A 17,808-nucleotide genomic window follows, 5' to 3' on the forward strand; every position below is an offset into this window, starting at 1 on the left:
CTGCCCAAAGCCGCGACATGCCTCCAGCGGGGGCCATGCCACGACACGAGGAACGCCGATGACCACGATCACCGCCAAGAGCCGAACCTCAAGGCACTCATTGCCGCGGATAATGCTCCTAGCGCTGGGCGCCACCCTCGCCGCTGCGCTTCCAGCCGCCGCGGACACCGTGACCGACACGATCCCGGTGGTCGGCACCCCGCATGGAGTCGCGGTCACCCCGGACGGCACCCGTGCCTACGTCACCAACGGCGGTGACGCGTCAGTGTCGGTCATCGACACCTCGACCAATACGGTCGTCGGCGCACCCATCACCGTCGGGACTGTTCCGCAGGGGCTGGCAGTGAGCCCCGACGGCAACACCGTCTATGTGGCTAACGCCTTCACCGATGTGGTCTCGCTGATCGACACCGCTACCAACATCGTCACCGGCACCATCAACGTCGGGAGCATTCCACTCGCGGTGGCGTTCAGCCCGGACGGCAGCACTGCCTACGTCACTGTCACCACCACTGACCAGGTGCAGGTGATCGATACCGCCACCAATTCGGTGATTGCCACGGTGGGCGTCGGAGACGCCCCAGAGGGAGTCGCGGTCAGCCCCGACGGCAGCACCGTCTACGTCGCCAACAGGGTAGATGATTCAGTGTCGGTGATCGACACCACTACCAACACGGTCACCACTACCATCGGCGTCGGTAACCGCCCCATCGAGGTGGCGGTCACCCCGGACGGGGCTGCTGTCTACGTCACCAACGCGGACGACGACACCGTATCGGTGATCGACACCGCCACGAACACAGTCACGGGCGCCCCGGTCCCGGTTGGCGGCGCACCTCTAGGCGTCGCCATCACCCCCGACGGAACGCGTGCCTACATTGCCAACAAGGACTCGGCCAACGTCTCGGTGATCGACACCGCCACGAACATGGTGATCGACACGATCACCGTTGGCGCCGGTCCGCGCGGTGTGGCGATCACCCCCAACGGCAGTACCGTCTACGTCACTAACGCGTTCGACGACACTGTGTCGGTCATCGCGGTCGAAGTCGCTCCCGCCATCACCGGCACACCACCCGCGGGCGTCGTCGGCGAGCCGTTTGCCTTCAGCTTCACCGTCACCGGCCAGCCCGCGCCCACCGTCACCACCGGCGACCCGCTTCCCGCCGGTCTCACCTTGGACTCTGATGGCACGCTGTCCGGCACCCCCACCGAATCCGGCAGCTTCCCGATCACTGTCACCGCCACCAACGGCATCGCACCCGACGCCACCACCAACGCGGTGATCGAGATCGCACCGGCCGAGTGCACCGGCTCGCTCTGCCTGTCCGCCGGATCGTCGGGCAGCTGACCCAAGCCGCGGCGGCGAGGCCCCGGTCCTCGCCGCCGCCACACCAAGCCCGGCCCCGCGGGCAGACAAGGAAACCAGGACCATGACCACGGCACTCCCCGCCACGCCACCCGCCCCCGACGGCCCTCGCCCGAGGCGCCGCCGCGCCCGGCTCGCCACCGTGCTCATCGCGCTCATCGGCCTGCTGGCACCCGCCCTGACCGCCGCCCCCGCGGCGGCCGACACGGTCACCGACACCGTCCCCGTCGGGGGCGCCCCGCGAGGAGTGGCGGTCACCCCAAACGGTGCCTTCGCCTACGTCGCCATCATCGGCAACAACACTGTGTCGGTGATCGACACCGCCACCAACACGGTCACCGCGACCATCCCCGTCGGCCACGGCCCCATCGGGGTGGCCATCACCCCGAATGGCGGCTTCGCCTACGTCACCAACTCCGACGATGCCTCGGTGTCGGTGATCGACACCGCCACCAACACGGTCACCGCGACCACCCCCGTCGGCAACGGCCCCATCGGGGTGGCCATCACTCCCGACGGGACCCGCGCCTACGTCACCAACGCCGACGATGCCTCGGTGTCGGTGATCGACACCAGCACCAACACCGTCACCGCGACCATCCCCGTCGGCGACCGCCCGATCGGGGTGGCCATCACCCCCGACGGCACCCGCGCCTACACCGCCAACTCCGACGATGACACCGTGTCGGTGATCGACACCTCGAGCAATACTGCCGTCGGCGCCCCCATACCCGTCGGCGACGCCCCGTTCGGCGTGGCCATCACTCCCGACGGGACCCGCGCCTACGTCACCAACTTCGACGATGCCTCGGTGTCGGTGATCGACACCGCCACCAACATGGTCACCGACACGATTGCCGTCGGCGACGCCCCGCGCGATGTGGCGGTCACCCCCGACGGCACCCGCGCCTACACCGCCAATGGCCCCCTCATAGTTGGCACCGTGTCGGTGATCGACACAGCCACGAGCATGGCCATCGACACGGTCACCGTCGGCTTCCTCCCGTACGGGCTGGCGATCACCCCTGATGGCAGCACCGTCTACGTCACCAACGGCTTCGACGCCACCGTGTCGGTGATCACCATCGAAGTCGCACCGGCCGAATGCACCGGCTCGCTCTGCCTGTCCGCAGGATCCTCAGGCAGCTGACCCAAGCCGCGGCGGCGAGGCCCCGGTCCTCGCCACCGCCACACCAAGCCCGGCCCCGCGGGCAGACAAGGAAACCAGCACCATGACCACGGCACTCCCCGCCACAGCGCCCTCCCACAACAGCCCTCGCCCGAGGCGCCGCCGCGCCCAGCTCGCCGCCGTGCTCATCGCGCTCATCGGCCTGCTCGCCCCGGTGCTGACCACCACGACAGCCACAGCGGACACCGTCACCGACATCGTCCCCGTCGGTAGCATCCCGGGGAGGGTGGCCATCACCCCTGACGGCTCCAGCGCCTACGTCGCCAACTTCGCCGGCGGCACCGTATCGGTGATCGAGACCGCCACCAACACCGTCACCGCCACCATCCCCGTCAGCTTCGGGCTGTCCGGGGTGGCCATCACCCCCGACGGCACTCGCGCCTACATCATCAACCAACTCGACAACACAGTGTCGGTCATCGACACCGCCACCAACACGGTTGTCGGCACACCCATCCCGGTGGGCCAGGCCCCTCGCGTGGTGGCGATCACTCCCGACGGCTCGGCCGCATACATCGTCAACACTGTCCACAACGAAGTGGCGGTCCTCGACACCGCTTCCAACCCTGTCACCGGGACGATCCTCGTCGGCAATACCCCAGACGGGATGGCCATCACCCCTGACGGCACCCGCGTCTACGTCACCAACTCCAGTGACGGCACAGCGTCGGTGATCGACACCGCAACAAACACTGTCACCGCCACTGTCGCAGTGGGCACCGTGCCCGGCGGGGTGGCGATCAGCCCCGACGGCACCCGCGCCTACATCGTCAACAGCAACAGCAACGGCACCGTGTCGGTGCTCGATACCGCCACCAACACCGTTGTCGAGACGATCCCGGTGGGCGCCGAGCCACGACAGTTGGCGGTCACCCCCGATGGCGCTCGCGTCTACGTCACCAACAACGGCGGCGACATCGTGTCGATCATCGCCACGGCCACCAACACGGTCATCGAGACGATCCCCGTCGGCACCAACCCGGGAGGGGTGGCGGGCACCCCCGATGGCACCCGCGTCTACGTCACCAACGCCGGCGACGACACCGTGTCGGTGATCACCATCGGCCCGGAGCCCTGCACCGGCTCGATCTGCCTGCCCACTGGATCCGCGGGCAGCTAGCCCAGCCTCTCGATCCCCTCGGTCAGTTGCGCGATGTTGACGAGGCCATCGCGGCCGGGTGCCGGGTGCCGGTTCTCCACATGAGCCAGCTCATCGGGACCGGGAATGCCCTAGCGAACGGCTCGATCGCGGCCCAGCGCCACGGCGTATGAATGTCACGCCTGCCCTTTTCGAGAGTCCGGAGGACAACTCGGGCGACCTGGTCCGGAGTCATTGTGCCGATGAGCTTCTCGATCCTGGGAATACGATCTTCGGCACCGGGGTGGCGATCGAAATACGGGCTTGAGACCTTGGCTGGAGTAACAGAGCTGACGCGCACTCCAGTGCCGCGGAGGTCCTGGCGCAGCGCATCAGTGAAGCCGCGCAATGCGTACCGGCTGGACGCGTAGCCAACCGCCCCCGGCCAGGGGATCGTGGCAGCCGGGGTGTTGATCTGCAGGATGGTCCCAGACCCGCGTTCCACCATCCCTTCGACGAAGGCCCGGGTGACGTAGAACGCGGCGAAGTAGGGCACGGTCATCATCGCGACTGCCTCTTCGGGATCCGTTTCATCGATGAACAGGAACCGTCCGGCACCCGCGTTGTTGACGATCACATCCGGCACGCCCCAGCGCTCGAGGACCTCGGTGGCCATGGCTCGAACGTCGTGAATCGAGCCGACATCAGCCGGTATCGCATCGGCACGGCCACCGGCGCGCCTGATGCTCGCCGCGGCGGAGTCGAGTGGCTCTGGGGTCCGGGCGACGAGGATGACGTGCGCACCCTTTTCCGCGAGGGCGTGTGCTGTCGCCGCCCCGATGCCCGAGGAGGCTCCGGTAACGAGCGCGAGCTTTCCGTCAACGTTCATTGTGGTCTGATTCCTTCTCATCGATCACTGGTTGTACTTGCTGGGACTGACTGCGTGGGTCGTGGGAAGCAGTATCGAGCCAGCTCGCCACGCTCTGTCAGGCCGGTGCCGGGAGCAGGTCGCGGACCATCCGCTCGGTCCGCGCCCTGTCCATGTAGACCGGGACCGCGTAGTTCCAGTGGGTCTCGCTCATGGCGCGCTCGACGATCTGCGCGATGTCGGTGTCCTGGAGCTTGTCGACCTGTGTGGGGATGCCGAACTGGGCATTCAGTTCGCGGACGTGCGCGATGAACGCATCCGCCAGGGCAGGCTCATCCGTGCCCTCGAGCCCGCTCGCCAGCGCCAGATCCGCTAGGCGTGCCTGGCATACCGGTCGATAGAGATCGAGAACGCGCGGCAGGATGATGGCGTTCAGGTAGCCGTGCGGCAAGTGATACAGGGCACCGAGATTGTGCGAGATGGCGTGCACCCAGCCGATGCCCGCGGTCGTGATCGCGACGCCGGCCTTGTAGGACGCGATCGCCATGCGCTGGCGTGCCTCGAGGTCGGTGCCATCCTGCAACACCTGAGGAAGGTTTTCCATGACCAGCCGCGTCGCTTCGAGCGCCTCGGCGTCGGTGGCCGCAGTCGCGTTGCTGGAGAGGTATGCCTCGACCGCGTGGGTCAGTGCATCCATACCGGTCGCAGTGGTCCCCGCTGCTGGCAGTCCTGTCATCAGGCTGGCGTCCAGCGCGGCGGCGAGCGGCACGAGCTTCGGGTCCATGACGACGAATTTCCGAGTCGTTTCCGGGTCCGAGATCACCGCTCCGATCGTCGCTTCCGACCCGGTTCCCGCAGTCGTCGGAATCGCGTAGAGCGGCAGTGGCGGAACGATGACTCGGAAGAGCCCGCCCATGTGGACGATCTTGAGCGGGTTCCGGGCGCGCGCCGCCACCATCTTGGCGGCGTCGATGGACGAGCCGCCGCCGATCGCCAGTACTGCTTCGCTGCCGTGCTGGCGCAGCATCGCAAGACCTGCCTCGACCTGCTCGATCGTGGGATCGGGCTGGACGCCGGTGTAGGCGACGACGTTCACGCCGTGCGACTCGAGGCGGTCGATCATGGGTTGGAGCAAACCGATCTCCAGCAGGAACTCATCGCTCACGAGCAGCACCTTGCGGACGCCGGACTTCGCGATGTGGTCGCACAGGTCGAGCGACGACCCCGGACCGCTGAACAGTTCCGGCTGCCGGAAGTTCATGATCTTCGCTCCGATCTTCAGCGCGGACTGTAGCTGCTTGTAGGCAAGCACCTGGATCGAGTACGGAATCATTGAATTTCTCCTGTTGTCGGATGGATGTCCGGGCAGCCACTGCCCGCGATCGAAATGTTCCCTCACAGATCGAGGTCGATGTCCGAGCAAGCCAGACTGTCGCACACTGTGATCCTCTGGACACCGGTGCCGGAGTCCTCGTTCTGCGTCCTGCCACTCAGCTTCGGGGTCACGCAGGCTCGGCACAGGCCGCGACGGCATCCGGTAGGAACCGAGATCCCGGCACGGGAAGCCGCTTCGAGCAAGGTCGTCGCGCCGTCGATCTCGACCTTGCGATCGCTGCGGCGGAACGACACGGTGTAGCGGCGACCGTCGTCGACGGGACGAACCAGCTCTGGTGGCGAGAACGATTCGGTGTGGAACAACTGTGGCGATTGACCGAGGCCAGTCAGGCATCCGCGAACCGCTTCGACAAGTCCGCCCGGGGCGCAGACGAACGTCTCGCGCTCGTGCGCATCGGTGACGAGTTGCTCGATCAGGGTCGCCGCCGGTTGCTCGCCGGTGAACAGGTGCACTCGGATGCCGGACTTGCGCCCGAGCTCGCGGATCTCGCGCTCGAAGAGCGTCGACTGCTTGTCCCGGTTGAAGTACAGGAGCACCGCGTCGCTGGCCTTGCCCTCGCTGGCCTTGCCCTCGCGGGCGATCCGGCGCAGCTGGCTGATGATCGGCGTGATCCCGACACCACCCGCCACAAACAGCGATTTCGCGGGAACCTCGGTCATGATGAGGCCGCCGGTCGTGGTGGGGGCACCGACGAGGGTCACGTAGGCGCCTGAGTCCAGCGTGTCGTTCAGTAAGTTCGAGACTCGTCCGTCGTCAACCCGCTTGATGCAGATATCCATCGTGCCGGAGCCGTCGATGTCGTGCACCAGGCTGTACTGGCGCACGAGCGACTCCCCACGATGCTCGACCCGCACCGAGATGAAGGCGCCGGCTTCCCATCGCACGTCGTCCCAACCGTGCGGCTTCGCAAGCTGAACCAGCCGGGCGCGACCGCCGGCCAGCTCCTTCGTCGCGACGACGCGCGTGGGGACGTTGTACCAGCGCGGCTTGTCGAGGTAGGGAGCATCCGGGAGCAATCGATACTTCGCACCGGCGACGACGCGTCGAGCGAGGGACAGCGGCTGCTTCAGCAATCGCCGCGGGCTCGAGCTCTCGCGCTCCCCGACCGGAACCGACAACCCGGCGAGAGCCTGCACCAGCAGCGCCGCGGTGTCACCGATCGGCGTCTCGTGGTAGGGCAGGCCATGGCGGAGCGCGATTTCCTTGACCTGCGCCGCGACCTCGCGCTGCCGGTTGGGCGGCAGGTCGGGAAACAGGTGGTGCTCGATGTGCGTGTCCAGGCCGCCGTAGAAAATACGGAAGTCCGGCCGGTTCTCGTAGGGCACCTCCTCCTCGAGGATGCGCGCGAGCACCGAATCGAGCTTGTCGTTGCGCAAGAAGTTCCGCGTCGCACGGATCTGCCTGGTGTAGTACTCGTCGCGCGTCTCGTCGGGACCGGGCTCCGGAAAGACTTCGACGTCACCAGCATGGTGCTCGATGATCACCAGGAACAGCACGGCGAGGTAGCCGGCGACCCCACCGACGTGATTGCCGAGCAGCGTCGGAAGAAACCGCGAACCTGCTGCGCGCGGTTCGGTGATGAGCCGGCGCACCGTGTCGCGGTAGGCGACGCGGGCTGGCACGCGCAAGGTGTCGACGCTGAAGAAGGGCGAGTTCGTCATCTGCCGGGACGCGTTCGTCACGACGAACGGCGCCACCTGGGGGAAGAACGGCGTTGCCGCGCCGACTAGGAGAAGCTGCAGCGCGTGGTGGCCGAACCAGTCCTGCCCGGGCTGGGCGCGCACGACGCTGTACCCGAGATCGTGGTCCCGGCCGAGAATGTTCGTGTTCGGGTGATGTCCCTCGTGATGCATCACCTTCCACTCGGCGATGTCGACGTTGAAGTCCCAGTCGTAGCGGTCGGAATGGAACTCACCGGCGTTCGGCAGGTGGTCGTAGGACCCGTGAATGATGTTGTGACCCAGCTCGGAGAACTGCAGAAGCCGATACAGCATCTCGAGCACCACCGCCCGGCTCACCGCCCTCGGGCCGCCCGAGCGGAGCAGTTCGCGGCGCCGGGCGTCGATGGCCTTCGAGTAGGCGCTGACGGCACGGATGTGGGCAAGGTCTTCTTCGCCGACCCTCGCCTTTGTGCGGGCGTAGAGGTCTTGGATTTCCTCGGAGAGGGCCTTGTGTCGGACAACATCAATCGCGGTCATGAGAACAACTGTATGGCGATCACGGTTCCAGAAGAATGTTCGCTTCGGGCGGTTATTTGATAAATTCGGACAATGGTTATGGCTGCAGCGCCCGCATGGTCCGTGCCGCGCGGCACTGAAGGCTTGCGGATCATGGCGCAAGGCGTCACCGGTCACATGACCATCGCCGAGGTGCTGTCGGGGACGGGACTGACCGAAGCAGATCTCGTTGACGAGACCGCCGAGATCTGGGAGCACCAGGAGTTCGCCGTTGTCCGCAACATCGTCGGCAAGCTCGGCGACAACACCGGCCAGGGGATCGAGGTCGGCGGCTTCAGCACCTTTGGCCGGGCTGGGATCGTCGGTTTCACCTTCCTGGCCAGCGCCACGGTGCGAGAAGGCGTCGAACGTGTTGCTCCCTACCTCGCGCTCGCGCCGTCGCACGTTCGCCTGTCGGTCGACGCCGACGCCACTCACTCGTACATCGTCGCCGACGACACCGAGATTCCTGCCGACGTGCGGCCATTCATCGTTGAGCGGGACCTCGCGGGCATCGCCGCCGTACTCAGGGGAGCCGGTGTTGAACTCGCGCCGGAGTGGATCGAGACCACTCTCGACGAAGAGCGGGCTGAACGTCTCGTGCGCACGTGGTCGGCAACGGCTGAGATCCGCCCCAACCAGTCACGCAACCGCATAGCAGGGCCGCCGGAAATGCTTGATGTTCCGCTCCCGCAGGCTGATCCGAACACCGCCAGGCTCTTCGAGCGGCAATGTGCCGAGGTCCTCGGTCGTCGGCTCGCACGTGTTGGACTGGCCGGTCAGATCCGCAGCCGACTGCTCAACGATCCAGCGCATTTCCCCTCGATGCAGACGGTCGCCGACGAGCTCCATCTCGACCCACGTACGCTCCGCCGCAGACTGACCGACGAAGGAACGTCGTTCCGGGCGCTCGTCGAAGACGTTCGCTGCACCCTGGCCGAAAGACTTCTAGCGCAAGACATGCCGATCGAAGCGATTGCACACCGCCTTGGCTATGCGGAAACGGCGAGCTTCACGCACGCGTTCACCCGGTGGACTGGCGTGGCTCCGAGCCGGAGTCGCGCGCGAAACCGTCGGCGCTGATCGGCATCCGATGCAGCGGGCAGCTAGCCCAGCTCCTCGATCACCTCGGTCAGCTGCGCGAGGTTGCGGCACTCGAGCATGTCGATCACCTCGGCGTACTCGAGCGCCGCGGAGTCGCCGGTCTCCCAGCTCGCGCGCGGCTCGGGGTTGAGCCAGTAGGCCCGGCGCGCGCGTCCCACCAGGCCCGCGACAGCGTCTGCCCGGGGCGGGAGGTTGTTCGCGCGGGCGTCACCGATGACCAGGAGAGTTGTTCTGGGCGTCAGGGCATCAGCGTAGGTGTCGGTGAAGCCGCGCAAGACCTTCCCGTAGTCGGTTCCGCTGCCCATTACCTGCTGCGTGATCGCGCCCTCCATGGCCGTGAGCGCATCGAGAGCATCGCTGTGGCGGGCGAAGTGCTCCGAGACCTCCTCGGCCATGCTGATGAACACGAACGACCGCACGCGGGCGAACTCCTGCTGCAATGCCGAGAGCAGGAGCAGGGCGAACCGCGCGAACGTTGCCCCCGATGCGCTGATGTCGCAGAGCACGACCAGCTCGGGGCGGTGCGGGCGCTTCGGGCGATGCTTCAGGTGGACCGGGACACCACCGGTCGCGAGCGAGGCGCGGATGGTGCGCCGGAAGTCGAGCGCGCCCCTCCGTCCGTGGTGCCGCTTCATGCTCATCCGCGCCGCGAGCCGCCGGGCCAGCGGATGCAACTGCCGCCGCATCTCGGCGACCTCTGCCTGGGACGCGGCGGCGAAGCTCACCAGCTCCAGCGGCTGCACCCGCACTGCTTCCGCGCCGGCGCCCTGCTCCTCGAGTATGCGTCGCCGCGCCTCGGCCTCGACGAGCTCCTCGAAGCGCTCGAGCCGGGCATCGAACCGGGCGCGGGCAATCGCTGCGGGCATGGCGGGTTCCTCAGCGGCGGAACGCATCAGTCCGGCCATGAGGGTCCGGGGCGACATCGCGGTGAGCACGGTCGCCGGGGACCACGATGTACCCGTGCCGCGCGCGCTAGGGAGCTGGCCGAGCTGCTCGACCGCTTCCCGGGCGATCTCGTAGAGCTCGCCCTCGTCGCCGTCGAGGACGGCCTCGGTGAGCTCGCCGCGCAGGGCCTCCACCCCCGACGCTCCCGGCTCCGATCTCGTTTCCCGCGCCGTCTCGCCCTCGGGGAACCACAGGTCGAACAGGGTGTCGAACAGCTGCCGATGGGACTGCCGCTTGACCAGAGTGGCCCCGTATATGGCGTGGAGCTTGCGCCGGTCGAGCGCGGGCAACGCAGCGATGCCATCGAGCGCGTCGAGGCCCTCGGACGTCGAGGCAGGCACGCCAGCATCCCGGAGCGCCTGCAGGAAACCGAGGTGGCGGTCGAGCATGCGGCTACTCCGCGAGCTTCAGGCCGGTGATCGCCCTCGCATGATCAGAGGCATGCTTGAGCACCACGCCCAGCGTCCTCGTGATCGTGCGCCCGTCGAGCCTGGTCGTGCCGAGAGCCCGCAGCGTCCGTCCCCAGTCGAGCGTCTCCGCGATCGAGGGCGCCTTCTTCAGCTCGAGGCCGCGCAAAACCTCGACCGTCTCGGCGAGCTGACGCGCCAGGGTCTCGTCGATGCCCGGGATGCGGCGCACGACGATATCGCGCTCCCGCTCGATCGACGGGTACTCCATATTGAGGTAGAGGCAGCGGCGCTTGAGGGCCTCGGACAGCTCCCGAGTGGCGTTGGAGGTCAGCACGACGAAAGGCTTGGCGGTCGCCCGCATCGTGCCGAGCTCGGGGATCGTCACCTGGAAGTCGGACAGGATCTCGAGCAGCAGGCCCTCGAACTCGAGGTCGGTCTTGTCGATCTCGTCGATCAGCAACACGGTGCGGGTCTCGCTGCGGATCGCGGTCAGCAATGGCCTGGTCAGCAGGAATCGCTCGCTGAACACATCATCGGAAAGGCCATCGGCATCCTTGGTGGCCTGGATGCTCAGCAGTTGCTTCGAGTAGTTCCACTCGTACAGCGCGCGTGATTCGTCGAGGCCCTCGTAGCACTGCAACCGGATCAACGGCACCGCGGCGGCGCTGGCCACGGCCTTGGCGAGCTCGGTCTTGCCCACCCCTGCCGGGCCCTCGATCAGCAATGGCTTGCCGAGCGCGTCCGCGAGGAAAACCGTCAGCGACGTGTCCTCGTCGGGCAGGTAGCCCTCGGCCTCGAGCTGCCCGCCGACATTCTCGGGGTCGGTGAAGAACCTGGTCGTCGCATCCTCGTCCACGTCGCCAGCATACGGTGGGCTAGCCTCCAGCCTGGTTGACCGTCGCCCAGGCTGTGTCGAGCCGTGCTGCCCGCGCGCGGCCAGCAATGCCCAGCAGTGCCTTGTCCCTCTGCCACATCGCCGCGACGCCTGGATCCGCATCCGCCCACAGGGGTTCGAGCTTCTCGATGGCATGAGCGGCCGACGCGAGCGCGCCGGCGAGGGCGATGTGCACCGCCGGCGAGGCGGGATCGCCGCCGCTTATGGCGCGCAGAGCAACGATCGTGGCGACGAGCTGCTCCTGGATGTCACGCGGCCATTCAGATTCGCGCGCGATGCGCAGCAGCCATCCCAGCACTGCCGCGGTGGCGTGGATGTCCTCGATGGTGCGGAACGGCTTGACGTAGCGGGTGTAGCCATCCCCGTCGAGCACATCGGCGCCGTGCGCTTCATTGAGCTGGACCTCCTCGAGCTGCACCTCTCCGTGCGGCAGCTCCGGAACCATCGGCAGCGGGGGCCGCGCCGTCACCCTCACCCCCGGCTGGTCCGCGCGGACTCGGACCACGCGGAGGCTGTTGCGTCCCTCCGGCGAGGCTCCCGCGCTGGCGGCGACGAGCAGCTCGGACGCCTCGGGCCCGAAGGTGACGAACGTCTTTGTTCCGTTGAGGACCCACCCGTTTCCGGTGGGCCTGATGGAGGTGGTGACCGCACGCGGATGACCGCCACCAGCCTCGGTGACGCACAGCGCCGCGATGCCGTCGCCGAGCCCAGGATCGAGGACGCGCAGCGCGGCCTGGTAGCCGGAGCCGAACGCGAGCCCGACACAGCTCGCGCCGAAACCCGCGGCGGCCGCGGCATCGACTGGATGCGGGAACCGCCGCGCGATCTGGCAGTGCCGGTCCCAGAACTCGGCCGTGGTCTCCCGGGTGGGGGCCGTCGCGGGCGCGGTGAGCAGGTGCTGGAGCAGGGGCTCGCAATCCATGGAGCGAGCCTAGCGGTAGCCCCCGATCGTGAAGATCTGGCCACCTCCCGCGTGGCTGGATCTTCACGATTCGAGGGCTTGCACCCGAGGATCCCTACCGCAGCACGATGACGCCCTCCCCCGCCGCGACCTGGGTGCCCGTGCCCACGAGCACCTGATCGACGGTTCCGGCGCGCGGGGCGGTGAGGACGGTCTCCATCTTCATGGCCTCGAGCGCGAGCAATGGCTGGCCCTCCGTCACCTCATCACCGGGGGCGACGTTGATCTTCCACCCGTTGGCGATGAACGGGGAGTCGATGAGCACGCCGCCGTCGGGCACCACCACGTCCTCGGTTGGGGCGGGCACATCGACAGCAGCGTCCTGGCGGTCGAACTCGCCGGAGGCTTCCCAGGCGTCACGCTCGGCGGAGAACGCGGCGGCCTGCTTGGCGCGGAAGCTCGCGATCCCGTCGGCATTGTCGGCGAGGAAGCGGCGATGCTCGGCGAGGGAGAACTCCCCCTCGGTGATGTCGGGATCGAACCTGCCCGCGGCCATGTCGGCGCGCATGTCGAGCAGGTCCTCCGGCGAGACGGGATACCACTGGATGCGGTCGAAGAAGCGCAGCAGCCAGGGGGTTTCTGCGTGGCGCTGCCAGATCTGGGTGGTGCGGCCGACGAACTGGTAGCCGCCGGGCCCTTCCATGCCGTAGATGCACAGGTAGGCGCCGCCGATGCCGACTGCGTTCTCCGGCGTCCAGGTGCGGGCCGGGTTGTACTTGGTGGTGACGAGCCGGTGGCGGGGGTCGAGCGGGGTGGCGACGGGCGCGCCGAGGTAGACATCACCGAGGCCGAGGACGAGGTACTCGGCGTCGAAGACGGTGTCGAATACCTCCTCGACGGTGGCGAGGCCGTTGATGCGGCGGATGAACTCGATGTTCCACGGGCACCAGGGTGCATCCGAGCGCACGCCGGACATGTAGCGCTCGATCGCTTCGCGGGTGGCGGGATCGTCCCACGACAGCGGCAGCCGGACGGTGCGGCTGGGCACGACGAGCTCGCTGGCGGCGGGGATGTCGTTCTCGAGATCGCGGAGCAGTCCGACGAGCTTCGGGACGGGCAGCACGTCCGGATCGACGTGCACCTGGAGCGACCGGATGCCGGGCGTGAGGTCGAGGATGCCGGGATGCGCCGCTTGCTCCAGCCGGGTGTGCAGGGCGTGGACGCGGGCGCGGAGCTCGAGGTCCAGGGTGATGTCGCCGTACTCGACGAGCACGTTGTCGTCGCCGGAGGGGCGGTAGGCCAGCGACGGCAGGTCACCACGGTCCGGCTCGCGGTGGAGCACGCCGTCATCGCCGTCGCCGCCGGTGGAGCTGGTCATCCAGCGGGTGGCGTTGAGCGCGCGCGGGGATGCCGCGTCGGTGGACCTGATGGGCACGAAGCGGACCGTGTCGCCGGGGCGGAGCTGCCCGAGCTTCCAGCGCTGGGAGGCCACCACCGTGACGGGGCAGACGAAGCCGCCGAGGCTGGGCCCGTCGGGACCGAGCAGGATGGGGGTGTCGCCGGTGAAGTCGAGCGCGCCGACGGAATAGGCGTTGTCATGGATGTTGGATGGGTGCAGACCGGCCTCGCCGCCGTCGGTGCGGGCCCAGCGCGGCTTGGGGCCGATGAGCCGGACCCCGGTGCGGGCGGAGTTGAAATGCACCTCGTAGTCGGTGGCGTGCAGGGTGGCGATGTCGTCGCGGGTGAAGAACTCCGGCGCGGCGTGGGGGCCCTCGGTGACGGCGAGCTCCCAGTGGTGGGCGAACGCGGGACGCTCGGTGATCGGCGTACCAGTGACGGTGGTGCCACGGGCGCGCAGCACATCGCCCTTGGCGAGCGCGCGTCCACCGTGGCCGCCGAACTGCCCGAGGGTGAACGTCGACGCGCTGCCGAGGTACTCGGGCACTTCAAGCCCGCCGGCGACGAGCACGTACGTGCGCAGGCCCGCCTCGCTGGCACCGATGTCGAGAGTCGCCCCCGCGGGGACGGTGATCGGCTCCCACATCGGTGCGGGCTTGCCGTCGATCGTCACGGGGACGTCCGCGCCGGTGATGCACACGGGGGTGGGGTCGGTGAACCGCAGCGCGGGTCCGGTGGCGGTGCATTCGAGGCCGGGCACGCCCTCGTCGTTGCCTAGCGCCCGGTTGCCGAGGCGGAAGGACAAGTCATCCATGGGCCCGCTCGGCGGGACACCGATCTGCCATAGCCCGGTGCGGCCGGGGTAGTCCTGGACGGTGGTCTGCATGCCGGGGCGCTCGACGACGATGCGCGGCTCGGTGTCGGTGACGTGCGCGAGCGTTCCGGTGTGATGCTCGGCGGCGAGGATGTCGGGGACGGTGGTGATGGCGCGCAGCAGCCCGAGGTTGGTCTCGATGCCGTCGATGCGGGTGTGGCGCAGCGCGTCACCGAGCCCGGTGAACGCGGTGGCACGGTCCTCGGCGAAGGTGATGACCTTGGCGAGCATGGGGGCGTAGGCGGTCGAAACGACGGTGCCGGTCTCCACCCACCCGTCCACGCGAACCTGCGATCCGGTGGGAAGCTCGACGTTGGTGAGCGTGCCCGCCGACGGCAGGTAGTCGCGGGTGGGGTCCTCGGCGTAGACGCGGGCCTCCACGGCGTGGCCCCGCACCGGCACGCGGCCCACATGCTCGGTGATCGCATCGAGGCGCTGGCCCTGGGCGAGCTCGAGCATCATGCGGACGAGATCGACCCCGGTCACGGCCTCGGTAACGGGATGCTCGACCTGCAGGCGGGCATTGACCTCGAGGAAGGACGCCTCGCCGCGGTGGGGGTCGTAGACGAACTCGACAGTGCCAGCGCTGCGATAGCGCACGGATTCCGCGAGCGCGCGCGAGGTGTCGTGCAGCTGACGACGCAGGTGCTCGGGCAAGCCGGGCGCGGGTGCCTCCTCGATGACCTTCTGGTTGCGGCGCTGCAGCGAGCAGTCGCGGTCGCCGAGGGTGAGCACGTTGCCGGTGCCATCGCCGAGGATCTGCACCTCGATGTGGCGGGCGTCCTGGATGTAGCGCTCGGCGAAGACCCCGGTGGTGGAGAAGCTGTGCGAGGCGAGGCGGGCGACATTGCTGTAGGCGGCGATCAGCTCGTCGTCGTCCCGGCACACCTGCATGCCGATGCCGCCGCCACCACCGGTGGCCTTGAGCATGATCGGGTAGCCGATCAACTCCGCGGCGACCACGGCATCCTCGGCGCTCGCGAGCAGGTCGGTTCCGGCGATCATGGGGACCCCGGCCTCGGCCGCGGCGGCGCGGGCGGTGTGCTTGGTGCCGAACACGCGGAGCTGCTCGGGGGTGGGGCCGACGAACGCGATGCCCTCCGCCTCGACCTGCTCGGCGAAGGCCGCGTCCTCGGAGAGGAACCCGTAGCCGGGATGGATGGCTCCCGCTCCGGTCTTGCGCGCGGCGGCGAGGATCGACTCGGCATTGAGGTAGGACTCGCGCGGCGGGGTCGGCCCGATGTGCACGGCCTCATCCGCCATGCGGACGTGGGCGGCACCGCGGTCAGCGTCGGAGAACACCGCGACGGTGCGCAGTCCCATCTCGCGGGCGGTGCGGATGATGCGGCAGGCGATCTCGCCGCGGTTGGCGATCAGCAGGGTGTCGAAGGTGCTCATGGTCGCGTCACCACCATGCGGACCGGGGTGGGGTTGAAGCCGTTGCAGGGGTTGTTGATCTGCGGGCAGTTCGACACGAGCACGAGGGTGTCGGTCTCGGCGCGCAGGGACACCTTCTTGCCGGGGGCGGAGATGCCATCGACGATGCCGAGCGTGCCATCAGGATCGACGGGAACGTTCATGAACCAGTTGATGTTCGAGACGAGGTCGCGCTTGCCGAGGCCCCACTTGCTGCCCTCGATGAGGAAGTTCTCCACGCAGGCGTGCTGGTGCTTGGTGTGGTGGCCGTAGCGCAGGGTGTTCGATTCCTGGGAGCAGGCGCCGCCGAGGGTGTCATGGCGGCCGCAGTCGTCGTGGGTGACGGTCATCAGCGGGGCGCCGTCGGCGGTGCGCAGGACGCTGCCCGCGCCGAGGTAGGCGTTGCCCTGCGCGGATATGGTCTCGGGCGCGCTGTAGCGCAGGGTCGTGTCGCCGGCGTCGTAGAGGATGCAGTCAACGGCCTGGTTGCCCTCGAGATCGATGATGGTCAGCGTGTCGCCGGCAGCGATGACCGCGGACCAGGGGGCACGCGCGGGGACGGTCTGGTCAAGGACGGTGGTCATGCTGGTCTCCTTCACAGCGTGCCGCGCGCGGCGAGGTAGTCGTCGGTGTTGTCCACCGCGCGGAGGTATTCCGGGTCGGTGCTGGGCAGGGCGTCGAGATCGCCGGGGGCTGTCCAGGCGAGGATCTCGAGCCCGGTGGTGGCGAACTCCGGGTCGGGGTCGAGGCGGTGGGCGGTGTTGGCGATCAGCACGATCGCGGGAAGGTGCAGCAGGATCTCGACGTGCGCGCCAGGTCCCGCGGTGCCCTCGCTGACGAGCGTCCCGTCCTCGGCGACGCGGATGCCGTGGAAAAGGGAGAGCGACGGCGGCAGGTCGCGGCGATCGAGGCCGTGCTTGGCCGCGGCGACGGTGAACAGCTCGAGCCCGGCCGGAGACGCGGAGTGCACAGCGCCGTCGCCGTACTTGGCGGTGTTGGCGGCGAGCGTGGTGGTGCCGCACAGCAGGTCGTGCTTGCCGGAGGTGTCGGCGACAACAGTGGCGATGATGCGGCCCTGGTCGGTGAGCAGCGGGTGGCCGGTGCCGAGGTAGGCCTGCCAGGGGATCTTGACGGTATCGGCGACGTTGAGCCGCTCCCAGGGCTGGTCGGCGTGGAACAGCAGCAGGTGGGCGCAGGCGTTGCCTGCGATGTCGGTGAGGCGCAGCCGGGTGCCGCGGGCGAGCACCTTGCTGGTGTAGCGGCCACCGGCGACCTTCTCGGCCCAGGTGAGCCGGTTCGCGTCGATCCCGGATGGCGGGGCCGACCAGGTGGTGGCGGGAATGGTGGGCATGGAGTCGCTCGTGGTTCCGGCCTGGGCACGGGCGTGCTCGCGGGCACCGTGCGTGGTGGCCGTGGTGGGGCCTGCGGTGGTGGTCATGGCGCGTCCTTCAACGACGAATATCTGTCAGTTGACAGTTTTTCTCATCCGCGAGCCCGCTGGGTGACGTCCGGGTAACCGTTGGTTTCCACCATGTTTCGGCCGTGGTGGACCGGCAAAGCCGATGCGGGCCAGTGCTTTTGTAAAGCAATCGCGGGCCCGCATTAACGGAAGGTTTACCGCCGCGAAACCACTCGAATCGTCCTCGGTCGTAGGTTTCTGTCATTCGACAGGTACCCCCGGGTGCCCCCTCGCTGCCAGCCACGCGGCCCAGCCACGACCCATGGCCGAACCGACCGATGAGGAATCCC

At 68.2% G+C, this 17,808-nt stretch carries 13 protein-coding genes; 4 read left to right on the forward strand and 9 right to left on the reverse strand.

Annotated elements, in window-relative coordinates; translation table 11 throughout:
• Nucleotides 1–58: 58 nt before the first annotated feature.
• The 3 genes from HT102_RS00870 (at nucleotide 59) to HT102_RS00880 (ending at nucleotide 3,678) form a co-directional block, all read left to right on the forward strand.
• Nucleotides 59–1,351 carry a beta-propeller fold lactonase family protein gene (locus tag HT102_RS00870; protein WP_225443044.1) on the forward strand — a complete coding sequence of 431 codons (1,293 nt, stop codon included), beginning with the start codon at nucleotides 59–61 and terminating at the stop codon, nucleotides 1,349–1,351.
• A gap of 82 nt (nucleotides 1,352–1,433) precedes the next feature.
• On the forward strand, nucleotides 1,434–2,519 hold the full coding sequence (locus HT102_RS00875; RefSeq protein WP_192037524.1) for a beta-propeller fold lactonase family protein: 1,086 nt from the start codon (nucleotides 1,434–1,436) through the stop codon (nucleotides 2,517–2,519).
• Between the two features lie 82 nt (nucleotides 2,520–2,601).
• Nucleotides 2,602–3,678 carry a beta-propeller fold lactonase family protein gene (locus tag HT102_RS00880; protein WP_192037525.1) on the forward strand — a complete coding sequence of 359 codons (1,077 nt, stop codon included), beginning with the start codon at nucleotides 2,602–2,604 and terminating at the stop codon, nucleotides 3,676–3,678.
• Nucleotides 3,679–3,700: 22 nt separating this feature from the next.
• On the opposite strand, the gene HT102_RS00885 is transcribed toward HT102_RS00880, so the two are convergent.
• The 3 genes from HT102_RS00885 to HT102_RS00895 all read right to left on the reverse strand — a co-directional run bounded on the left by HT102_RS00885 (nucleotide 3,701) and on the right by HT102_RS00895 (nucleotide 8,254).
• Complete coding sequence (locus tag HT102_RS00885) at nucleotides 3,701–4,525, reverse strand: SDR family NAD(P)-dependent oxidoreductase (protein ID WP_192037526.1); 825 nt, start codon at nucleotides 4,523–4,525, stop codon at nucleotides 3,701–3,703.
• A 97-nt stretch (nucleotides 4,526–4,622) separates the two neighbouring features.
• The gene (locus HT102_RS00890) at nucleotides 4,623–5,837 is read right to left on the reverse strand and encodes an iron-containing alcohol dehydrogenase (protein ID WP_192037527.1); all 1,215 of its coding nucleotides are present in this window, start codon (nucleotides 5,835–5,837) and stop codon (nucleotides 4,623–4,625) included.
• A 62-nt stretch (nucleotides 5,838–5,899) separates the two neighbouring features.
• Nucleotides 5,900–8,254, reverse strand: a complete 2,355-nt coding sequence (locus HT102_RS00895) for a fatty acid desaturase (protein WP_333473221.1) — start codon at nucleotides 8,252–8,254, stop codon at nucleotides 5,900–5,902.
• Between HT102_RS00895 and HT102_RS00900 the strand changes: the two genes are divergently transcribed.
• Nucleotides 8,255–9,199 (forward strand): helix-turn-helix transcriptional regulator, encoded by a 945-nt coding sequence (locus HT102_RS00900; protein ID WP_225443045.1) that lies wholly within the window; start codon nucleotides 8,255–8,257, stop codon nucleotides 9,197–9,199. It begins immediately after the preceding gene.
• 23 nt (nucleotides 9,200–9,222) lie between these two features.
• Here the strand turns inward: HT102_RS00900 and HT102_RS00905 are convergent, their stop codons facing one another.
• The 6 genes from HT102_RS00905 to HT102_RS00930 all read right to left on the reverse strand — a co-directional run bounded on the left by HT102_RS00905 (nucleotide 9,223) and on the right by HT102_RS00930 (nucleotide 17,497).
• A complete protein-coding gene (locus HT102_RS00905; RefSeq protein ID WP_192037529.1) occupies nucleotides 9,223–10,554 on the reverse strand; it encodes a vWA domain-containing protein in 1,332 nt (443 codons plus the stop codon).
• Nucleotides 10,555–10,558: 4 nt separating this feature from the next.
• Nucleotides 10,559–11,431 carry an AAA family ATPase gene (locus HT102_RS00910; RefSeq protein WP_192038045.1) on the reverse strand — a complete coding sequence of 291 codons (873 nt, stop codon included), beginning with the start codon at nucleotides 11,429–11,431 and terminating at the stop codon, nucleotides 10,559–10,561.
• 19 nt (nucleotides 11,432–11,450) lie between these two features.
• Nucleotides 11,451–12,392: an acyl-CoA dehydrogenase family protein gene (locus HT102_RS00915; protein WP_192037530.1), complete on the reverse strand. Its 942-nt coding sequence runs from the start codon at nucleotides 12,390–12,392 to the stop codon at nucleotides 11,451–11,453.
• Between the two features lie 94 nt (nucleotides 12,393–12,486).
• Nucleotides 12,487–16,041: an urea carboxylase gene (gene uca / locus HT102_RS00920; protein ID WP_192037531.1), complete on the reverse strand. Its 3,555-nt coding sequence runs from the start codon at nucleotides 16,039–16,041 to the stop codon at nucleotides 12,487–12,489.
• Nucleotides 16,038–16,643, reverse strand: a complete 606-nt coding sequence (locus tag HT102_RS00925) for an urea amidolyase associated protein UAAP2 (protein ID WP_192037532.1) — start codon at nucleotides 16,641–16,643, stop codon at nucleotides 16,038–16,040. Before HT102_RS00925 ends, uca begins: the two co-directional genes overlap by 4 nt.
• An 11-nt stretch (nucleotides 16,644–16,654) precedes the next feature.
• A complete protein-coding gene (locus HT102_RS00930) occupies nucleotides 16,655–17,497 on the reverse strand; it encodes an urea amidolyase associated protein UAAP1 (RefSeq protein WP_192037533.1) in 843 nt (280 codons plus the stop codon).
• Nucleotides 17,498–17,808 lie beyond the last annotated feature (311 nt).

The organism is Lolliginicoccus lacisalsi, assembly GCF_014841105.1.
Lineage (GTDB): Bacteria > Actinomycetota > Actinomycetes > Mycobacteriales > Mycobacteriaceae > Lolliginicoccus > Lolliginicoccus lacisalsi.